This window comes from Corallococcus aberystwythensis (assembly GCF_003612165.1).
Classification (GTDB): domain Bacteria; phylum Myxococcota; class Myxococcia; order Myxococcales; family Myxococcaceae; genus Corallococcus; species Corallococcus aberystwythensis.
On the sequence record NZ_RAWK01000052.1, the window covers coordinates 15,864 to 36,359 of the forward strand.

Sequence of the window (20,496 nt, forward strand, 5' to 3'; positions counted from 1 at the left end):
GCCGCCCGTCGGAGAGGGGGGCGGCTGGCGGCTTTCGGGCGCCGCTTCGCCGGAGAAGGCCTTCACCGGGTGAGCGCATCCCGCGCGGGGTCCGCGGGCTTCGGCGTGGCCATGGCGGCCTTGAGGTCCCTGCGCGCGCTGGGGGGCAGCCTGGCGATCCACCGGTCCATTGCCTGGCGCAGCTCCGGCACGGAGGACTCATCGTCCGGAAGCGCGGCGGCCTCCTGGCGGGCCTCGGCGACGAGCCGCACGGCGCGGGCCGGGTCCTGCTTCGCGTCCCACAGCGCGCGGCCCAGCATGTAGCGCGCGGCGGGGCCCTCCGCCGGACGCGGACGGGCGCGCTCCCAGCCCGTGACGGCCTTCTCCAGCGGGGCCAGCGCTTCACGCGGCCGGCCGAGCACCATGTACGTGCGCCCCAGGTCCACCAGGGCCCCCGTCCAACCGCCGTTCACGTCGTCTGGCAGGGACGTCTGGAGCGCGGCGGCGCGCTCGAAGTACGGCAGCGCCTGGGCCGGCTGGTTGCGGTAGCTGAGCGTCTGGCCCATGCCGCGGAGCACCAGCGCCAGCGTGGGGTGGTCCGGGCCCAGGCTCTTCTCCACCTGCACGAGCGCCGTGGCGAAGCGCTGGGTGGCCTCCTCCAGCCGGCCCATGTGCACCAGCAGCGTGCCGATGTTGTTGACGATGATGGCCACCGTGGAGCTGTCGCGGCCCTCCGTCGTCTCCGCGATGCGCAGGGCGCGCTCGTACAGGGGCAGCGCCTCCTCGCGCTTGCCCTGGTACTGCAGCGCCAGCGCCAGGCTGTTGAGCGCGTCCGCCACCTGCGGGTGGTCCATTCCCAGCGAGCGCTCCAGCAGCGCCAGCGCGCCCCGCGCCAGCCGCTCCGACTGCACGAAGTCGCCCTGCTGCCAGCGCACGCTGGCCTGCTCCAGGCGGATGCGCGCGACGTCCGGATGCTCCGGCCCCAGCGAACCCCGCACGGTGCCCAGGGCGCGCTCGTACAGGCCCAGGGCCTCCTCCGCGCGCCCCTGCGAGCGGCGCACGGTGCCCAGCTCCACGCGCACGTCCGCGACCTCCAGGGCCTCCGGACCGAAGCGCTTCTCCAGGAAGGACAGCGCGCGGGTGAGCTGCTCGTGGGCCTCCGGGTAGCGGCCCTGGCGCGACAACAGCCGGCCCAGGTTCATGGCCAGCGCGCCGGCCAGTTCCCTGCTGCCGCCCAGCCGCTCCACCGCGGCGCTGGCGCGCTCCGCGGCCTGCTGCCCTTGTGCGTAGTGGTCCAGGCGTTCGCCCGTCACGCGCACGGCCAGCGTCCACGCGCGAGCGGCGGCGTCGTCATTGCGGCCGGCCTCCGCGGTCCACGCGGCCTGGAGCACCGTGGCCTCCGCGCCCCGGTAGTCCCCGGCCCCGTCCTTCAGCTCCGCGAGCAGCAGCAGCGCGTCCGCGGCGCCGGCCCAGTCCCCCGCGACTCGCGCGGCCTGGGCCACCGGCTCCACGCGCGCCACGCCCTGCGAATAGCGGCCGGCGGCGCGCAGGGCCCTCGCGTCCACGAGCGCCTGGAGCAGCGCGATGGTGCGGTCCCTCGCGGCGGCGTCGTCCGGCGAGGAGTGGCCCCGCGACGTCAGCGCCTCCACGTCCGAGCAGCCCGCCAGCGGCGCCAGCCCCTCCACCGCGCGGGGCGCCCGCTCCACGAGGTCCGGATCCGCCTGCGTGAACAGCTGCGTGAGCGCGGCCACGTCCGCCAGCCGCGCGTCCAGGCAGCGCATGCGCAGCGCCATCACCGCTTCGCTCTGCTCGTGCCGCACGCGGGTGGCCTCGCAGGCCGCCGTGCGCGTCGTCACCCACGCGGCGGTGTACGCGTCCAACCCCCGGCGCACGTGGCGGAAGGCATCGTGCGCGAAGCGGCGCTCGGTGCCTACGAAGGCCGCCTCCACCGCCTGCTGCCGGGGGGCGTCCCACACGCCGTCCAGGGCGCGCGCGGCGCCCTCGCAGCCCGTGGCGTCGCGGCCGTGGAGGACGTGCGTGAGGCCCACCGCCGACAGGAGCAGCAGCGACGCACCGGCCACGCGCAGCCGCCGCGTCCGGCGCGCCGCGGGGTCCGTCTCCAGCGCGGCGATGAGCGCCTCCATGGAGGCGTGGCGGTCCTCGGGCTTCACCGACAGGCCCTTCACCACCACCCGGCGCAGCCACTGCGGCACGCCCGAGTGCCGGGGCACGCTCTTCACGCGCCCCGCGTGCACCGCCTGGGACAGCTCCTCCACCGTGGCGCCCGCGAAGGGGCGCTCGCCGTAGAGACCTTCGTAGAGCGCGACGCAGAAGCCGAACTGGTCGCTGCGCGCGTCGGTGCGCTCCTCGGGCGGGAACTGCTCCGGGGCCATGTACGCGGGCGTGCCGCCCTCCATGGCGCGCGGATGGGGCAGGCCCCCGGGCGTCACCGGCGGGGCCACGGCGCCGGACATGATGCGCGACAGGCCGAAGTCGGTGACGCGCACACGGCCGTCCTGGCCCATGAGGATGTTCTCCGGCTTCACGTCGCCGTGCACGACGCCCACCGCGTGCGCGGCCGCGAGCCCCCGGGCCACGGCGAGGAACACCTCCACCACCTGGCGCCACGGGTGCGGACCGTCGTGCTCCCACTTGCGCAGCGTGTGCGCGTCCACCAGCTCCATGGCCAGAAACACTTGCCGGCCGAAGGTGCCCACGTCGAAGACGGAGACGACGTGCGGGTGGGAGACGCGGGCCATGGCCTGCGCCTCGCGCAGCACCTGCGTGCGGCCGGCCTCCGCGCCCAGCCCCAGCGCCTCCACCTGGAGGAGCTTGAGCGCGACGCGGCGGTCCAGCTCCGGATCATAGGCGGCGTACACGACGCTCATCCCGCCCACGCCCAGCATCTCCAGGATGAGGTAGCGGCCCACCGCCGTGCCGCGCGCGAGCGGTGGCGTGGGCAGGCGCAGGCGCGGCTTCTTCCCACGCCAGGGGTCCACGGCCAGCGTCGCCAGCTGGCTGTCGAGGACCTCCTCCTCCGGAGCCTCCAGTACGGACCCGGGGGTGGCGGGCGGCTGCACCTTCAGCGCTTCGGACACCATGCGCCGGCAGGAGGGGCACGTGTCCAGGTGCTCGTCGACGAGCGCGGCCCTGTCGGGAGGCAGCGTCCCGAGCAGGAGGTCCATGAACGTGGGTTCGTCCAGACAGGCGAGGGGCATGGGAGGCACGCGGATGGGAGCCAGCACAGCAGGTGTCGCGGCTTGCGTCGAGTCACCCTGGGGACGTTCCAGGGGTTGGAGGGTCGCCTGCCCGGCGTGTGGGAAGTCGGTTCGCCAACGCATCCCCGAGTTTGGTTGTGACAGAGGGGCCTTTCTGGAAGCGTCCGAGCATGCGGCGGCTGCGACGTCTCGGATGGGCAGGACTGATATCCCTGGCGCTGCACGTCCTGATTTTCGGGCTGTTGTGGGCGGCGCCGTCTTCCACCGGACGCAAGGCCCGGCCGCGCGGGAAGGCGGTCGAGGTGGAGATCATCACCTCGTTCCCCGTCACCGCCCCGTCACCGCCGGTCCAGGCGCCCGCCTCGCCACCGTCGGGCATCGCGACGCGTGAGCCTCCCAAGCGTGCTCCCACGCCGCGCCCTCCCGTAGCGACGCGTGAGCCACCGAGGAACGAACCAGCCCCCGAGCCCTTACCTCCCCCGGTGACCGCGACGCGTGAGCCTGTTCCAGACGCGGACCGGCCCACGGTGGATGTTCCCCGGGCACAGCCTCCGGGCACCCTGCCCTCGAACCTGCTTCCCACTCCGGGCTTGAGGTCCGGAGGGGTGATCATCACGACGCCGGAGAGCTCGCGGGGCGGAGGCCGCACCCTGCGCCCCGGCGACCCGAGCCTGTCCGCGGAGTCACGCCTCGCCGACGAGAAAGCGCTCGTGTCGGAGCGCGTGCAAGGCATCGTCGACGAACGCCGCGCGCGGGACCGCGTGGACACCGGCCGCGTCCACCCCTACTTCGGCCAGCTGCGCGCGCAGCTGGAGAAGCAGATGGACGAACCGCCCCTCTTCGACATGCCCAGCTTCCCCAAGCAGATGCTGTACGCGTACGCGGACAAGGCCCGGCAATTCGGTGCCACCGGCTCTCCCGGGAGCATGCCCGGGCCCCGCCAGCCCCCCAAGCCGGGAGAGCTCGTCGCGAAGCGCGCCCGCGACGAACCCGGCTACAACCGCCTGCGCGGGCTCAGCCAGGCGGGCGAGGAACTCCAGGACTTCGCCCACGGCGTCAGCACCATGAAGCTCGTCGTCACGCTGGAGCTGCTCCAGGGCCCGGACGGCGTGCTGCGTGAGGTGAAGCTCATCAGCCGCAGCGGCAACCGCGCCTACGACGACTACGTGCTCCAGTCCGTTCCGCCCGCGCTGGGGAAGTTCCCCGCGCCGCCCCCGGACGCCATGGGCGTGCACACCGACGGCATCCGCAGCGTGTGGGCCGTGGAGGGCCGCGTCATCTACGCGCGCAAGGTCAGCGACATGAAGAAGGGCACGGACAACGTCTACCTCGCCGCCCTGGCCGCCGTGGGCCTCCTCGCCGGGAACTTCGATGAGACCACCGGCGAGGTCTACGTCATCGACGTGCGCAACCCGCACTTCGAATGCCGCTCGCGCCTGCTGCGCGTCTACTGACTCAGGGCGTGAACGCCGGGGGCCACCGCACGCCGCCGCCCAGCGGAAGGAGCGCCTCCGCCACGTCGAGCAGCGCCCCGTCCGCCCACCGCCGCCCCACGAGCTGCACCCCCACCGGCAGGCCCGCCGGCGTGCACCCGATGGGGAACACCACCACGGGGCTCCCCGTCGCGTTGAACAGGCAGGTGAACCCGCCAAAGGCCTCCAGGTACTGGCGAGGCACCCCGTCCACCTCCACCGGCGCGCCGAACGGCGTGTGCACCGGCGCGGCCGTCATCGCCACCGGCACGAGCCACGCGTCCCAACCGGACAGGAAGTCCTCCAGCAGCGCGATGTGCCCGTCCCGCCGGGACAGCGCCGCGCCGTAACCCGTCATGTCGATGCGCGTCCCCTGGACGATGGCCTTCGCCAGCAGGTCGCGCTCCAGCGGAAGGAACTGCCCCCGGAAGCCCTCGCGAATGGGCGGAGACAGGGGCGCGCCGACCTCGCCCCCCTCCATCAGCCCCCACACCTCCACCAGGTCCGTGAAGTCCTGCCCCGCGGGCACCGCCTGCTCCACCACGGCGCCCTGCGCACGCGCGGCGGCGGTGAAGCGCTGGAACAGCTCACGCGTCTCCCGGTCCGCCTGGAAGGGGCCCAGCGTGTCCGCCCACGCCAGCCGCAGGCCCTTGAGCGCCCGGGGCTTCGCGGCCCCCAGCGGCGCGACGGGCGGCACCTCCGGGGCGAGCGGATCCGCCCCCTCGATGAGTGACAGGATGAGCCGCACGTCCGCCACCGAGCGCGCCAGCGGCCCCGCGCAGGCCATGTGGCGCACGTGGCGCGGCCCGTCCGGCGGGTCCGGGATGTGGCCGAAGGTGGAGACGCGGTGCTCCGTGGGCTTGATGCCCACGATGCCGCAGTAGTGCGCCGGCTGCCGGATGGAGCCGCCAATGTCGCTGCCCACCTCGAAGGGGGTGAGCCCCGCCGCGACCGCCGCCGCCGCGCCGCCGCTGGAACCGCCCGGCGTGCGCCCCAGGTCGTGAGGGTTGTTCGTCCGGCCCCAGAGCGGCCCGTCCGTCTGGAAGTCCCCGGCGAACGGCGGCAGGTTCGTCTTGCCGAAGAGGATGGCCCCCGCGGCCTGGAGCCGGGCCACCACGGTCGCGTCCCGCGCGGGCACGTACTCCGCGAGGGCCGGGTGGGCGGACGTCGTGCGCAGCCCCCGGGTGCTGTACGCGTCCTTCACCGTGAAGGGCACGCCGTGCAGCGGGCCCCACAGCTCGCCCCGTGAGAGCGCCGCGTCCGCCGCTTCCGCCCGCTTCCGGGCCTGCGCCTCGTCCCACGTCACCACCGCGTTGAGCGCGGGGTTGAGCCGCCGGGCCCGGGCGAGGAAGGCGTCCAGCACCTCCACGGCGCTGACGTGACGCTCGCGAAGGGCCGCCGCCAGCTCCGTGGTCGTGAGGGACGCGAGCGCTCGCGCGCCCCCGGAGGCGCCCGGTTCCCGCGGCGCGACAGTCGATTCCATGTGCGTTGGCTCCCCGCGGGCCGGCCCCGGCGGCACCTGTTTTCGAGGCCAGGGTTCTACCAGCTCCTCACCGCGCCCGGGCCTCCCGGACCTGGAGGGCGGGCGTCACGACGTAGGCGGACGCGGCCGTGTCCAGCTTCACGCGTGGAGGACGGCGGGATTCCTCGAAGAGGCGGTAGCCCGGCTCCAGGCCGCGCCAGAAGGCCTTGTACGCGTCGGGGACCCCTTCGAGTGCCTCCAGCGCCGCGAGCCCCGCCGCGTCCATGCGGCGTGGGAAGATGTGCACCGGCACGTCGCGGCCCATGCGCGCCCGGGCCTCGGAGACGATGAGGTACAGCGCTTCGATGGGCTCGTCCTGGATGGCCAGGCAGCCGATGCTCACGCAGTCGCCGTGGATGTAGATGTCGCCCCCGGGGTTCGCGGCGCCCCATTTGCGGTCGAGCGCGTTCGGGTAGTTCACCCGCATCGACAGGTAGTAGGCGCTCTTCGGGTTGAAGAGGTCCACCGTGTAGAAGCCCTCCGGGACCTGCAGGTCGCCCAGGGCCCGCTTGGGGCCCACCTCGCCGGAGGCCGCGCAGATGGGGAAGGTGCGCACCTTCACGAGCGGCTGGCCCTTGCGCCCCGCCCACACCTCCAGCTCGCGCTCGACCTTGAAGGCCCGGAGGTACAGCTCCTCCGGGGGCCAGGCGACACCGGCCGCCTTGAACTCCTGGACCAGGCCGGCCGTCTGGCGCTTCCGGGCCCCGGCGACCCGGTCCTCGGCGTGCGCGCACAGCGAGGCCAACAGGACACCCCAGGCGAGCAGGGTCTTCATGGGCGGAATGCTCCTTGGGTCAAAAACGGTTGGACGCTGGCGGACGTCAAGCCGGTCCCCGGGCAGGGGTGGCCGGCGAACAGGATACCGGCCCGTGGGCACCCCTGGCCCCCTGCTTCCCAAGCTGCTAGCAAGCGGTTCGTGGGCCTTCTGGGCGACGTTCAGCGTGACGGCGATGGAAACCAGGGGCCGCCAGATGTTCTCATCTCCAACGTGCATCAAGGCGAGCAGGGGCCGCCGGTGTGCGCATCGACTGAAGCTCCCCGCCCCGTGCCGTTCCGGCCTTTTGCCTAAGAATGAATGACTCCCTCGAGACCCTCCTCGCCGACGGCATCATTGACGCCGTCATCGGCCAGCTGAAGACGGGGAAGGAGGCGGAGGTGTGGCTCGTCCAGCACGCCGGCCAGATCGTCGCAGCGAAGCTGTACAAGGAGCGCCACGAGCGCAACTTCCGCAACAACTCCGGCTACAAGGAAGGCCGTGAGGTGCGCAACTCGCGCACCCGCCGCGCCATGGAGAAGGGCAGCCGCTTCGGGCAGGCCGCCGCGGAAGAGGCGTGGAAGAACGCGGAAGCGGACTCGCTCTACAAGCTGCACGCGCAAGGGGTGCGCGTGCCCACGCCGGTGCTCTTCTACGAAGGCATCCTCCTGATGGAACTGGTGCGGGACGCGGAAGGCCAGCCCGCGCCCCGGCTGGTGGAGGCCCCGCCCCAGACGCCCGAGGAGGCCGAGGCCCTCTACATGGACCTGCGGGCCCAGGTGATTCGCACCCTGTGCGCGGACCTCATTCACGGGGACCTGTCGCCCTACAACATCCTGATGAGCGGGTCCGGCGCGACCATCATCGACTTTCCGCAGACGGTGGCGGCGGCGCGCAACAGCCAGGCGGAGTTCTACTTCCGCCGCGACCTGGACAACGTGCGGCAGTTCCTGGCGGGGATTTCGCCCCGGCTGGACGGCCGCGCGGGCGACACGGGTGAAATCTGGAACGCGTACGTGCGGCGCGACCTGACGCCGGAGTTCGTGCCGTCGGGAGCGTTCCGCGAGCCCCCGCGCAAGCAGGCAGGCGCGGGCCGTCAGGGCGCCCGGCAGGAGCGCTTCCCGCTGGAGGAGCCCCGTCGCAACGAGTTCCGTCCCGCTCCGGCGCCCGTGGCGGTGGAGGTGGAGGAAGGGCTCAGCGCGGAGGAGGCGGAGCTGCGCGCGCTGGAGGCACTGGTGCTGCGCCAGGGTGGCGGCGAGCGCGGACGGCCCGTCGTCACGTCGAGCCCGCGCGATGGTCGCCGGAGGGGTGGTGGGTTCGGTGGCAAGCCGCCGCCGCGCACCGGCAATGCGCCCCGGCCCGGGAACGCGGGGCCGCAGCAGAACGCGGGAGCGCGTCCGGCGCAGGGCGGTGGCAACAACAACCGGCCCAACGGCAACCCCGGGCGTCCGCAGCAGGGGGCGCCGCGCAACGCTGCTCCGGCGCAGGCGGCAGCGAATCCTCCGGCGGCGCAGGCCGATGCGCGCACGAACGGCCGGCCGCAGCAGGGCGGGCCTCGCAACGGCAATCCGCGCAATGAACCGCGCCGTGATGGACGTCCGCCGCGTTCGCCCAACGGCGAGCCGCGCATGAACGGCCAGCCGAACGGTGAGAACGCTCAGCCGCACGGCGAGAACAGCCAGCAACGGCAGAACGGTCAGCCCCAGCGGCAAAATGGTCAGCAGAGGCGGAACGGTCCGCCCCCTGGTGGCGAGCAGGGCCTGAACGAGCAGCCACGCATGAACGGCCAGCAGCACGGCGAGAATGGCCAGGCACCGCAGCGGCAGAACGGGCCGCGCATGAACGGCCAGTCCCGTGGCGGCGAGCAGGGCCTGAACGGGCAGCCGCGGCAGAACGGCCAGTCCCGCGACGGCGAGCAGGGCCTGAACAGGCAGCCGCGCCAGAATGGCCAGCCGCGTGGTGGTGAGCAGGGCCTGAATGGCCAGCCACGCCAGGGTAGTCAGCCTCGCGGTGGTGAGCAGGGCCTGAATGGCCAACCGCGCCAGGGTGGCCAGCCTCGCGGTGGTGAGCAGGACCTGAACGGGCAGCCGGCTGGCGGTGAGTCCGGCCCGGACGCGCAGTCGCCGCGTCAGAACGGCCGGGCGCCGCGCACCGAGTGGCGCGCGAATGGCCGGCCACAGCAGAACGACGGGCCCCGTCAGGACGACTCGCGCATGAACGGGCAGCTCCGCCGGAACGGCGGCGACCGGGCGGAGGAAGCCCCGGCGCGGCACGGACATGACGAGGCCGGGATGAACGGCACGCCGGCGCAACCGCCCGAGGAGTCCCGCGCGAATGGACAGCCGCGCAACGGCGGCCCCCGGATGAACGGGCGGCCTCCGCGCAACAACGGCTCCTTCCAGGACGGCGCCCCCCCGCAGGACGGCGAGCCGCGCCAGAATGGCCGGGGCCCGGGCCCCCGAGAGGCGCGCGGCAACCTGCCCAACAACGGCCCTCGGATGCCCCGTCAGGGCCCGGAGCGCGGCTCGGGACGTCCGTCCCGGGGTTCCGCGCCCCAGGTGAGCTACGTGGGCCGTCCGCCCGCGGCCTCGTCCTCGAACCCTGAGACGGGCTCCTCCTAGGTTCACGGAAGGGGCTCCCGTCCGCGGCGCACCGCTCGACCTGGTCCGACTGTCGGACCAGTTTGAGGCCCGCGTCCCGATTTGGCGGACCAACTGCGTCAGCCGCCGTGCCTGGAGCTTCCCCCAGCCGAGCCGCACGAACTGGTCCGACTGTCGGACCAGTTGAGACCACTGCGGGTCCCCCGGGGGCTGACCCGCCGCGTCAGCCGCCGTGCCTGGAACCTCCCCCAGCCGAGCCGCACGAACTGGTCCGACTGTCGGACCAGTTGAGACCACTGCGGGTCCCCGGGGGCTGACCCGTTGCGTCAGCCGCCGTGCCTGAGGCCTCGTCTCCAGCCGAGCCGCACGAACGGGTCCGACAGTCGGACCAGTTGAGACCACGCTGGTCGCCGGGGGCTGACCCGCCGCGTCAGCCGCCATGCCTGGGGGTCCCGCCCCGTCCGAGCCGGGCCGCACAAACCGGTCCGACAGTCGGACAGGTTTGGACGACCGCACTGCCGCGGGCGCGCCCTACTCCGCCGTCACCGGCACTTCGCGCGCCAGCTCTTCCCGGAAGAACCGGCTGCCTTTCGCGAGCTTCGCCATGTACGGGCGCACGTCCTCGCGGGCCTCCGCGCTCAGCGCCGCGAACGGCGTCACGTGCGCGTCCGGCACGTAGCGGAACGTCAGGTTGATGCGCCGCGTGCGGAAGTCCGGCAGCTCCGGCGGCATCACGTGGCCCGCGCGCGTGTCCACCCGCTGCACGCGGTGGAACGTCTGCTCCTTCCACTGCGCCCCACCGAAGAGCTGCAACGCCCCGTCATCCAGCCACTGCTCCAGCACCACCGCGTCGCGCTCACCAGGCCGCGTGGACGTGACGAACTGGATGAGCGCGCGCTCGCCCAGGGACAGCGACGCCACCGGGCCCGGCTCGAAGTCCTTGTGCTCACCCACCCGCGCGGTGTCCACCCAGCGGCCATCCTCCAACCGGCTGCCGTAGAAGTTCACCAGGCACGTGTTGAGGTGCCAGCCCTGCGGCATGTCCGGTCCCCGGAACATCCGCCGCGCCAGGGCCTCCACCTTCACGATCTGCCGCTCCAGCACCGCGGGGAACGGCTCCGCCTTCACGCAGCGGTCCTTCACGCCCTTTGGCGGCCGGTAGTAGTCCAGACACGCGAACTGCCAGTTGCCCAGCCAGTACACCGGCCGCAGCAACCGGCGCTGCTGCTGCCCCTCCGGCGGCGGGAAGTGCTTCGAATAGCGCTCCTCCCACAGCGGGTGCAGCGTGCCCAGCCACGTCAATATCTCCGTGCGGTCCGCCGAGGACAGGAAGCTCGCGTTGTAGTGGTGGCCCGGCGTGCGCTGCGCGGCCTTGCGCGCCAGCGGGGAACCCGGGCCCCTGCGGGGAGGCAAGGCCATGCGCTCAGGTCCTCACGCCTCGGAAGCGGCGACGTCGAACGCGAGTTCGATCATCTCGTCGAACGTCGTCTGCCGGTCCTCCGGCGACAGGTGCTCGCCGGTGAGGATGTGGTCCGACACCGTGAGCAGCGCCAGCGCCCGCGCGCCGAACTCCGCCGCCACGCCGTACAGGCCGGCGATCTCCATCTCCACCGCCAGGATGCCCATCTTCGCCAGCGTTGCGTTGAGCGCTTCCTGCGGGTGGTAGAACAGGTCGGAGGTGAAGACGTTGCCCACGCGCACCGGCTTGTTGCGCTTCTCCGCCGCCTCCACCGCGCGCCGGGCCAGCGTGAAGTCCGCCACCGCCGGGAAGTCGTGCCCCATGGCGCGCATGCGGTTCACGTTGGAGTCCGTGCCCGCGCCCATGGCCACGATGACGTCGCGCAGCTTCACGTCCGTGCGCAGCGCGCCGCAGCTGCCCACGCGGATGAGCACCTTGGCGCCGTAGGTCTTCACCAGCTCCGTCGCGTAGATGGAGATGGAAGGCACGCCCATGCCGTGCCCCATCACCGACAGCCGCTTGCCCCGGAAGGTGCCGGTGAAGCCCAGCATGTTGCGCACCGACGTGACGGGGCGCGCGTTCTCCAGGAAGCGCTCGGAGATGTAGCGCGCGCGGAGGGGGTCGCCCGGCATGAGGACCACTTCGGCGAAGTCACCGGGGGACGCGGAGATGTGCGGAGTTGCCATGGAAGCAGAGGCCTTTCAGCGCGCGGTCGACAGACCGGACGGAGCACCCGTGGGAACGGCCACCGGCGTCGGTGCCGGCGCGGCGGGTGTACACGGGTTGGGCAGCTTGCCCGAAGCCGCGGGGTCCGTGTTCACCAAAGCGGGGGCCGGCGCCTGCGGAGGCATCCGGCGCTGCGGCAGCTGCACCGGCGGGGGGATGGGGCAGTGCGTGCACGGCCCCTTCAGCGGAATCACCAGCCGCCGGCCGATGCTCAGGAACGTGTTGCGCATCCGGTTGGCCTTCTTGATGGCCACCACGCTGGAGTTGTGGCGCATCGCGATGCCGCCCAGCGTGTCCCCGTTGCGCACCTTGTACATCATGAGGTTCTGGTCCGGCTGCAGCGCCAGCAGCGGCGCCACGCGGCGGCCCAGCTCCTGCGCGCGGCCGTTGAAGAAGCGCACGTGGAAGTGGTCGCGGTGCCGGCGCGCGTGCTTGATGAGCGAGTTGAAGCCCGCGTTGAACAGCGAATCCAGCCACACCTTGTCCTCTCCGATGGAGAGCGCGTAGTCGTACAGGACCTTCTGCACGCGCTTGTCCACGAGGATCATCTGCACGTCGGTGTTCACCACCAGCGAGCGCACCAGCGCCCAGTTCATGGCCACGTCGATGTAGCGCTCCCGCTCGCGCTCACGCACCGGCTCCGCGGTCGGGTAGTAGAAGCCGAAGTCCACGTCGCGGCCGTTCTGGTGGCTCTTGTGCGGGCGCAGGTAGCCGCCGTCCTTGGTGGACAGGCGGTTGACGCGCAGCGGGGGCACGCTCGGGTACTGCGCGCGAACGGCGCGGATGGCGGCGACCACGTAGTCCACCGTCTCCTGCGTGCCGTAGGCAATCTCCGGCGACACCACGAGCCAATCCTTGTCATCCGGCACGCGCACGCTGTTGAGCTGCCGGCCGCTCTCCACGAAGCCGATGGACATGGAGCCCAGCGTGGCGGGGTCCTTCTTCCACGCCTCGGTGAGCGCCTCGTCGGACAGGTCGGCAGTGTACAGCGGTCCCGCGGGGGCGGCGGGCGCGAGCGGCGCCTGCATCTCCCCTTCCTCGCTCACGCCTTCGTCGTCGGTGGCCGCGGTGGCCTCGTCGTCCTCTTCTTCCGCGTCCACGGGGCAGGGATTCTCCCGCACAGCGGCGTCGGTGACGACAGCGGCCACCTCCGCCGGGGACGGCATCGCGACGGGGGCGCCGGACGCGGTCACCGGAGACGTGGCCTGGGACCCACCCGGGGCCGGAGCCGCGGCCTGCGCGGGCGGCGTCTCCACGGGCGGCGTCGCGGGCGAGGCCTGGACCGGAGCCGGAGCGGGTGCCGGGACGGGGGTGACGACACGCGCGGCGCAGCCAGCGCAGAACAGGAGGATCAGGAGTGAGGAACGCACCGGGCCGCAGGATGACCCGAGATGCACGGGCCACCAAGCACGGAGCGCGATTTTGACTGCGCGTGCGCACCCCTGCCTGCCTGCTTCATGCCTGTCTCAAACGCTCTGCGTGAAGCCTTCCGCCTCCAGCATCTGCGAGGCACGGCGCGGAGTGAGCACGTCGAACGGCAGCCGCCGTCCACCGCCCATGGACAACACGCGCTTGTCCTTGCTGACCAACCAGGTGGCCCCCACGCGCGCGGTCAGTGCGAGGAACTTCTGATCATCCCGGTCGCGGCACGGCGGCAGCTCCACCGGGGTCCCTTCTCCCTCCGCGACCCGCACGAGCGCACCGTATGCGTCGCGCACCGCGTGCTGCGCCTCCGCCGCCAACTTGAACGAGGGATAGGCGAGCACCAGCGCCAGCTCCTTCAGCGTGTGCCGGTCCGCCCACGCCGTCAGCGCGCCCGAACGCAGCGCCTGCTTCAACGGCCGGGTGAACGCGTCATCAAAGACGAACACATCCAGCACCACGTTGGTGTCCAGCACCACGGAACGAGTGGCAGGCACAGCGGAAGGAGTCTTCACGATGCAGGAACTTTCCGTCACCAACACTGCTGACACAACCCTGCTCTCTTGGCAGCCAATCACAATGCACGGGGCGTCCATGGCAGAAACCAGAAACCCTGGATAAAGATGCATTTCGTTGAACCCCTCCCCCTGGCCGGCCCCCGCCGGTGAAAGGTCTGTCCATGAAGCCCTCGTCCCGTTCGCTGTGTCTGACGTTGCTGAGCGCCGCTGCCCTGCTGGGTGGCTGTGGAGGCGAGGAGGCGCCCACGCCGCAGGGGGAAGGCGTCATCGTGCCGCCCGTCCAGACGGAGACCGCTGGCGACGGCCTGAGCGCGAGCGCCGCGTACTGCGACGACGTGACGACGTGGGATCCGGCCTGGGTGCAGTTCGAGAACGACGTGCTCACGCTCATCAACCAGCGCCGCGCCGCGGGCGCCACCTGTGGCGGCGTGGCGAAGCCGGCGGTGGGCGCGCTCACGCTGGACACGAAGCTGCGCTGCGCGGCACGCAAGCACTCCAAGGACATGGGCACGAACAACTTCTTCAGCCACACGGGCTCCACCGGCACCACGCCGTGGCAGCGCATGGCGTCCGCGGGCTACAGCTACCGGACGGCGGCGGAGAACATCGCCGCGGGCTACGGCACCGCGGCGGCGGTGGTGACGGGGTGGATGAACAGCACCGGCCACTGCAACAACATCATGAACGGGGCGCTGAAGCAGACGGGCATCGGTTACTTCAACGCGCCGTCCAGCACCTACAAGGCCTACTGGACGCAGGACTTCGGCACGCCGTAGTTCCCGGGCAGGGGCGGAGGGCTATGCTTCGCGCCCATGCCCTCCCCCTTCGCCGAGCACTTCCCCGCGCTGCGGTCCGGCTTCAGCTACCTGGACAACGCGGCGGGGGCGCAGGTGCCCACGCACTGCATCGACGCCATCCATCAGTTCCTCACGGGCGGAAGCTGCAACGTGGGCCAGCCCTACCCCGCCTCCCGCGTGGCCACCGCGCTCAAGGTCCGGGCGCGCGAGGAGACGGCGGAGTTCCTCAACTGCCGGGCGGATGAAGTGATGCTCGGCCCCAGCGCCACCGCGCTCACCTTCCAGGTGGGCCGGGCCGTCTCACGCCTCTTCCAGGCGGGCGACGAGGTGGTCATCTCCGAGCTGGAGCACGAATCCAACGCGGCCCCGTGGCGCGCGCTGGAGGCGCAGGGCGTGAAGGTGACGACCTGGCGCGCGAGCTGGCCGGAGGGCCGGCTGGAGGCCTCGGAGTTGAAGAAGCTCATCACGCCGCGCACGCGGCTGGTGGCGGTGTCTGCGGCGGCGAACTCCGTGGGCGCGACGCCGGACGTGGCCGCGGCGGCGGAGGTGGCGCACAGCGTGGGCGCGTGGCTGTTCGTGGACGCGGTGCACTCCGGTCCGCACCATCTGCCGGACGTGCGCGCGTGGGGCGCGGACTTCGCGGTGTTCTCGCCGTACAAGGTCTTCGGTCCGCACCTGGGCTGTCTGTTCGTGCGGCGCGAGCTGCTGGCGGGGCTGCCGGCGGACAAGCTGTGGTTCATGCCGGATGACGGTCCGCAGAAGTTCGAGCCGGGCACGGCGAACCACGAAGGCTGGGCGGGCTGGCTGGGCTCGCTGCGCTACCTGCGCGACGTGCTGGGCGGTGGTCAGCCGGGACGTGAGGGATTGGCGCGGGCCTTCCAGCGCATCGCGCAACTGGAGCAGCCGCTGCTGGAGGCCGCGCTGGAGCAGCTGTCCCGGCACCCGCGCGTGCAGCTCTATGGACCGAAGACATCCGCCGGACGCGTGGCCACGTTCTGTTTCAACGTGACGGGCCTGGCACCGCGCGCCGTGGCCGAGCACCTGGCGGAACAGGGCGTGGGCGTCGCGGCGGGGCACTACTACGCGACGATGGCGGCGCAGGCGCTGGGGCTGATGCCCGACGGCGCGGTGCGCGCGTCACTGCTGCACTACAACACGGCGGAGGACGTGGGGCGGCTGCTCGCGGCGCTGGACTCGCTGCCCTGATGCCGGGAGCGCTCACGCACTGGAGCCTCCCGCTCCGTGTGGACTTCGACGAGCCGGGCGTCACCTTGCGCCCGCTGCTCGCGAAGCCGGTCTTCATCGCGTGGCCGGAGGTGGAGTTCGTCTGCCTGACGCCCACGATGGCGCGGCATCCCGAAGGCTGGCGCGAGAAGACCTACAGCTTCCTGCCCAAGGGCTTCCGCTCCACGCTCGAGACATCGGGGCACCTGTGGGTCGAGTTCGTCGTGAGGGACCGGCGTCCCATCCTGGCCCGGACCGAAGGCGCGTGGACCCGCTCGTGGCTGGCGGGCCGGCTGCGGCCCATGCTCGACGCCAACGACGCATGGAAGGTGGATCAATCCCTCATCGGGTTGGACCTCTACCGGCGCCGCCTGAACGCGCCGCTGGATGACCTGTTGGACCTGCTGGCGCGACACTGCCGGTTCGACCTGGTGGTCCACGACTTCTGAACAGCGCCCATCCGTCAGTCTTGAGCAGCCCTTTGCGATGCATGCCCATTCCGGCTGGCACGCCGCCTCAACCCCGCCACGATGATTTCGCCGATGCCGCTGAGGATGAAGATCCCGCCAATGAGTCCGTAGATGATTGCATCATTTCTGGGCGCCCAGGACAGACTGAGGAACCAGGCCCCCAGCACCACCTTCCCCAGGCCCGACACAACCTCCAGGAGCGGGACGTACGGGCGTTCACGCTTGGTGACGGTGAGGAAGAGCAACACTCCCCCTGCGACCAGAGACAAGCCCACGAAGGCGGCCCCCAGGCCGAAAACCACCCCCCGGGGGTCATCGGCCCCCTGCGCCCAGGCCGGGGAGGCGAACAGGACGCTGGCCGTGCCGAGCATCCCGGAGCATCGCTGCTTCAAAGCGGCGGACAATCGCATCCGCGAAACGCTACCACCTCACGCCTCCACCGGCGGAGCGGGCCGCTTCGCCGTCAGCGTCGCCCCCGCGGACGCGACGCTCACCAGCGCGACCGCCAGCCATTGCAGGGGTGTGAGGTGCTCGCGCAGGAACAGCCAGCCCACCACCGTGGCCACGCCGGGCTCCAGGCTCATCAGGATGCCGAAGGTGCGGCTGGAGAGCTGGCCCAGCGCCATCATCTCCAGCGTGTACGGCAACGCGCTGGACAGCAGCGCCACGCCCAGGCCCGCCGCGAAGAGGCCCGGCGTCATCCGCTCCAGGTGGCCCTCGCGCAACATGAAGGGCAGCACCGTCAGCATGGCCACCACCATGCCCGCCGCCACGCCCTCCCCTTCTGGCACGCGGCGCGACAGCCTTCCGCCCATCAGGATGTAGAGCGCCCAGCACGCCCCCGCCGTCAGCGCCAGCACCACGCCCAGCGGATCCAACCCGCCGGGCTGCGCCGTCCAGGGAGTAATCAACACGATGCCCATCGCCGCGAAGAGCACCCAGACGAAGTCCAAGGCCTTGCGCGAACCCACCACCGCGAGCACGAACGGACCCACGAACTCCAGCGTCACCGCGAGCCCCAGCGGGATGCGCGCGATGGCCAGGTAGTACGTGAGGTTCATCACGCCCAGCGCCACGCCATACGGCACGACGGCCGCCCACTGTGCCCGCGTGTAGCGCAGCAGCGGCGGACGGAAGTAGGCCAGCAGCATCACCGACGCGAGCACCAGCCGAAGGCCCGCGGCCCCCACCGCGCCCAGCACGGGGAAGAGCCCCTTCGCGAGCGCGGCGCCTCCCTGCACGCTCACCACGGCGATGAGGACCGCGGGAATGGGAGGCAGGGAGGAGACACGGCGTCCGGCGACTTCGCTCATGGCGCCGCAATCTAGCCAGGGTGCCTCACGGATTCACGGGCGCACTCCAGGCCCCCGTCCGCAGCAGCGCGCGGCGGGCGAGCAGCCGGGAGAGGTTCCACTCCGGCACCGTCTCCCGCTGGGACAGCCGGTCCTGGTGCTCCTCCAGCAGGTCCGTCACGGACCCAGCAGAGACCTCTCCGAGCGAGGAGACCCCGTCAACCAGCGCGGGCACCGAGTCCGCGGAGAGGTAGGTCAACATTCGGACGTCCAACGAGTGGGTGTGCGCGGCCTGCTCCAGGTTGCGACGGACGATGAAGTCCTCCGGGTTGAGGAAGTTGAGCACGAGGACCGAGGCCAGCGCCGTGATGAACGCGCCCACCGCGAAGCGCTCCGGCTTCCACCACAGCGTCACCGCGCGCCAGGCCAGCGCCGCGCCCAGCGCCCCCATGAAGACATGCGTGTACAGGCGCAGCAGCGTGTAGCCGAACGCGTCCTCATACAGCGCCAGGCGCCGCATGGCCGACGCGAGGATGATCAGCGTCAGCACCACCATCAGCGACGTGCCCGCGCGGAAGACCGTCTGCGCCACGCGCGTCTCGCGCCGCGTCCAGCGCGTCAGGGCCATCACCAGCGCCAGGGTCAGCGCGGAGACGACCACCAGTTCGAAGAAGCCCTGCCGCGCGTACTCCGCGAAGGAGTAGCCGGGCACCGGGGACGACGCGTCACCGATGAAGAGGTACGCCACCTGGAAGGCCGCGAAGACGAAGAACAGCGCGTTCACGGCGAAGATGAGCATGAGGGCCTCGATGAAACCCAGGCGCGGCGTGGCGGAGGCCACCTCCGCGTCGCCCAGCTCCTTCGTGGCGCGGCGGCGCAGCGCGTGGCCCAGCACGCCCGCCGCGACACACGCGCTGAACGCCACGCCGATGCCGCGCGACACCACCGTGCCCAGGTCCAGGTCGAATGACAGCAGGCGCCCCAGGGTGGAGGAGAACACCCCGTCCGCGGACCCGAGCAGCAGCCCGAACACGAGCAGCACCGGCAGCGTCAGCAGCAGCCCCCGCGACAGCGCGCCCAGCAGGCGCGAGTGGGTCTTGAGGCCGCGCAGGTCCACTCCGTCCCGCGCGAGCGTCGGCGGGTAGATGAGGATCCGCGCGGCGGAGCTGAAGAAGACGGAGACATAGCCGGTGAGCCCCAGCCGCTCCACCCGCCCCGCGGCCCAGAAGTGCGCCAGCAGCATCAGGAGCACGGCCGCGGTCAGCACGTTGAGCACCAGCAGCCAGGAGCTGTCCCGCACCGCCACGAAGACGCTGACCAGTCCCAGCGGCGCCAGCAGCCACGCATTGGGCCGCGCGCGCTGCCAGCCTTCACGTCCGCCCAGCCACGCCAGCGCGCCCACCAGGGCCGCCACCACCAGCGGGAAGCCCAGCCCCCAGCTCGCCCTGTCGAGCAGGACCTCCGCGAACACCCCCAGGGCCAGCGACGCCGCCAGCGTCTTGCGCGGGGCACGCACCCACGGCAGCGGTGGCCAGCCCGGGACCGTGGCGGAGGGTTCAGGGGAAGAAGGCAGGGGAGACATGGGAACGGACGGGTTCATGGCGTCGGCACCTCGCGGGCGTACGCGCCCGGCATGGAGGCAGGATGCACACGCCTGCCGGCACGGCCGGAGACCTCGGGGGCGAGCGGTCGCGAAGCCACGCCGAACGGCGCCGGCCCTCCCATGGCCGGTCGGCACCGCCGGGGGCTGGAGCGGAGTCCTTGCCGTGAGCGGTCGAAAAGCGTGCCGCATCGGTCCGGACCCAGGTGGCATGACATCTCACCGCGCCCGTTTCCGGCCTCACGAGGGGGAGTCGCTCCACCCCGGGTCCACCTCGCCGGTACCCGGAGTCCGCACCCGGTCCAAAGGGGTGAGCCGCGCCGCGTCGCTGGAAGACTCGGGCCAGTTCAGACGGCCCATGAGGAGGCGCGGTGTTAGGTTGCCGCCCCGATGTCACCCTCGTCGCGGCCCCCCTTCCGCTTCCGTCTCCGCTCGAACCTCGCCCTGTGGGGCCTGGCGCTCGCCTTCGCGGGCTGTGATGGCCAGTCGCCGCGAACCCAGTCGGTTCCGGACGCCGGGTCCTGCGTCCAAGGCAACTGCCCGCAGCCCGACAGCGGATCACCGGACCTGTCCGGCGCGCACGTGCGCATCGCCGCGTTCAACGTGCACCGCCTCTTCGACACCGTCTGCGCTACGGGCGCCTGCGGCGGGTCCAACTACGAGGAACTGCCCACTGAGGCGGAGTTCACGGCGCAGGTGGGCCAGCTGGGCCGGGCCATCACCGCGCTCAACGCGGACATCGTGCTGCTGGAAGAGGTGGAGACGCAGGAGTCGCTGAACGGGCTCCTGGGCCGCGTTCCGCAGTTCGAATATTCGAAGCTCGGGGAGACCTACTCCGCGGCGTCGGTGGACGTGGCGGTCATCTCCCGCCGCCCCATCATCGAGACGCGCAGCCACCGCAGCCAATACATCTACAGGCCGGATGGCTCCGCCACCCGCTTCTCGCGTGATCTGCTGGAGGTCCACCTGGACGTGGACGGCACGCGGGTCATCGTCTTCGCCGCGCACTTCCGCTCCAAGGTGGACGACGATCCGGGCCGCCGCTTCGCGGAGGCCACTGCCTCGCGGTTGATCCTCCTCGACTCCGCGAAGGAGTTCCCCAACGCGCTGGTGGTGCTTGGCGGAGACCTCAACGACGTCCCCGGCTCGGACCCCATCAACGCCCTGGACGAGTCCCTCTTGCGTGTCGCCAGGGACCGGCCAGACGCCGAGACGTGGACGTATTTCTATTCCGGCCGGGGTCAGGCCATCGACCACCTGTACCTCGCGCCCGGCGGCGGCGGCACCTACGTGCCGGGCTCCTTCCGCGTGGCCCGCGAGTCCACCGGCGGCTACGGCGGCTCCGACCACGGCGCGGTGTACGCGGACTTCGCCCTCGCACCGCCCCCTTGAGCAGGCGTGGGACGGCGGGCCGCGGACACTCCCCCTCCCTGTCAGCGCGGT

Annotated in this window: 16 protein-coding genes; 6 read left to right on the forward strand and 10 right to left on the reverse strand. The window is 72.0% G+C overall.

The window, feature by feature from the left end:
* Positions 1 to 62: 62 nt before the first annotated feature.
* Positions 63 to 3,197: a tetratricopeptide repeat protein gene (locus tag D7W81_RS10875; RefSeq protein ID WP_120555300.1), complete on the reverse strand. Its 3,135-nt coding sequence runs from the start codon at positions 3,195 to 3,197 to the stop codon at positions 63 to 65.
* 605 nt (positions 3,198 to 3,802) lie between these two features.
* On the opposite strand from D7W81_RS10875, the gene D7W81_RS10880 reads away from it, so the two are divergent.
* Complete coding sequence (locus D7W81_RS10880) at positions 3,803 to 4,651, forward strand: TonB C-terminal domain-containing protein (RefSeq protein ID WP_244227125.1); 849 nt, start codon at positions 3,803 to 3,805, stop codon at positions 4,649 to 4,651.
* Position 4,652: 1 nt separating this feature from the next.
* On the opposite strand, the gene D7W81_RS10885 is transcribed toward D7W81_RS10880, so the two are convergent.
* Positions 4,653 to 6,152 (reverse strand): amidase, encoded by a 1,500-nt coding sequence (locus D7W81_RS10885; RefSeq protein WP_120555280.1) that lies wholly within the window; start codon positions 6,150 to 6,152, stop codon positions 4,653 to 4,655.
* 67 nt (positions 6,153 to 6,219) lie between these two features.
* A complete protein-coding gene (locus D7W81_RS10890; protein ID WP_120555281.1) occupies positions 6,220 to 6,966 on the reverse strand; it encodes a L,D-transpeptidase family protein in 747 nt (248 codons plus the stop codon).
* A 296-nt stretch (positions 6,967 to 7,262) separates the two neighbouring features.
* Between D7W81_RS10890 and D7W81_RS10895 the strand changes: the two genes are divergently transcribed.
* The gene (locus D7W81_RS10895) at positions 7,263 to 9,566 is read left to right on the forward strand and encodes an RIO1 family regulatory kinase/ATPase domain-containing protein (RefSeq protein ID WP_120555282.1); all 2,304 of its coding nucleotides are present in this window, start codon (positions 7,263 to 7,265) and stop codon (positions 9,564 to 9,566) included.
* Positions 9,567 to 10,076: 510 nt separating this feature from the next.
* Here the strand turns inward: D7W81_RS10895 and D7W81_RS10900 are convergent.
* The 4 genes from D7W81_RS10900 to D7W81_RS10915 form a co-directional block, all read right to left on the reverse strand.
* Positions 10,077 to 10,964, reverse strand: coding sequence for an alpha-ketoglutarate-dependent dioxygenase AlkB (locus tag D7W81_RS10900; RefSeq protein ID WP_120555283.1), 888 nt, complete (start codon positions 10,962 to 10,964; stop codon positions 10,077 to 10,079).
* A 12-nt stretch (positions 10,965 to 10,976) separates the two neighbouring features.
* The gene (gene deoD, locus D7W81_RS10905; protein WP_120555284.1) at positions 10,977 to 11,690 is read right to left on the reverse strand and encodes a purine-nucleoside phosphorylase; all 714 of its coding nucleotides are present in this window, start codon (positions 11,688 to 11,690) and stop codon (positions 10,977 to 10,979) included.
* Between the two features lie 15 nt (positions 11,691 to 11,705).
* A complete protein-coding gene (locus D7W81_RS10910) occupies positions 11,706 to 13,100 on the reverse strand; it encodes a LysM peptidoglycan-binding domain-containing protein (protein ID WP_120555285.1) in 1,395 nt (464 codons plus the stop codon).
* 96 nt (positions 13,101 to 13,196) lie between these two features.
* Positions 13,197 to 13,649, reverse strand: a complete 453-nt coding sequence (locus D7W81_RS10915) for a putative toxin-antitoxin system toxin component, PIN family (protein WP_244227127.1) — start codon at positions 13,647 to 13,649, stop codon at positions 13,197 to 13,199.
* A 182-nt stretch (positions 13,650 to 13,831) separates the two neighbouring features.
* Between D7W81_RS10915 and D7W81_RS10920 the strand changes: the two genes are divergently transcribed.
* The 3 genes from D7W81_RS10920 to D7W81_RS10930 are packed head-to-tail and all read left to right on the forward strand — an operon-like array spanning position 13,832 to position 16,140.
* A complete protein-coding gene (locus tag D7W81_RS10920) occupies positions 13,832 to 14,446 on the forward strand; it encodes a CAP domain-containing protein (protein ID WP_120555287.1) in 615 nt (204 codons plus the stop codon).
* 36 nt (positions 14,447 to 14,482) lie between these two features.
* Positions 14,483 to 15,673, forward strand: a complete 1,191-nt coding sequence (locus tag D7W81_RS10925) for a cysteine desulfurase-like protein (protein ID WP_120555288.1) — start codon at positions 14,483 to 14,485, stop codon at positions 15,671 to 15,673.
* Positions 15,673 to 16,140, forward strand: coding sequence for a hypothetical protein (locus D7W81_RS10930; protein WP_120555289.1), 468 nt, complete (start codon positions 15,673 to 15,675; stop codon positions 16,138 to 16,140). Before D7W81_RS10925 ends, D7W81_RS10930 begins: the two co-directional genes overlap by 1 nt.
* A 14-nt stretch (positions 16,141 to 16,154) precedes the next feature.
* On the opposite strand, the gene D7W81_RS10935 is transcribed toward D7W81_RS10930, so the two are convergent.
* Genes D7W81_RS10935 through D7W81_RS44070 form a run of 3 tightly spaced genes read right to left on the reverse strand, consistent with a single transcriptional unit; the run spans position 16,155 to position 19,053 of the window.
* The gene (locus D7W81_RS10935; RefSeq protein WP_120555290.1) at positions 16,155 to 16,532 is read right to left on the reverse strand and encodes a hypothetical protein; all 378 of its coding nucleotides are present in this window, start codon (positions 16,530 to 16,532) and stop codon (positions 16,155 to 16,157) included.
* A gap of 57 nt (positions 16,533 to 16,589) precedes the next feature.
* Positions 16,590 to 17,474 (reverse strand): EamA family transporter, encoded by an 885-nt coding sequence (locus D7W81_RS10940; RefSeq protein ID WP_120555291.1) that lies wholly within the window; start codon positions 17,472 to 17,474, stop codon positions 16,590 to 16,592.
* A 25-nt stretch (positions 17,475 to 17,499) separates the two neighbouring features.
* Positions 17,500 to 19,053 carry a DUF4153 domain-containing protein gene (locus tag D7W81_RS44070; protein ID WP_147445431.1) on the reverse strand — a complete coding sequence of 518 codons (1,554 nt, stop codon included), beginning with the start codon at positions 19,051 to 19,053 and terminating at the stop codon, positions 17,500 to 17,502.
* Between the two features lie 390 nt (positions 19,054 to 19,443).
* Between D7W81_RS44070 and D7W81_RS10950 the strand changes: the two genes are divergently transcribed.
* Positions 19,444 to 20,445: an endonuclease/exonuclease/phosphatase family protein gene (locus D7W81_RS10950; protein ID WP_120555293.1), complete on the forward strand. Its 1,002-nt coding sequence runs from the start codon at positions 19,444 to 19,446 to the stop codon at positions 20,443 to 20,445.
* Positions 20,446 to 20,496 lie beyond the last annotated feature (51 nt).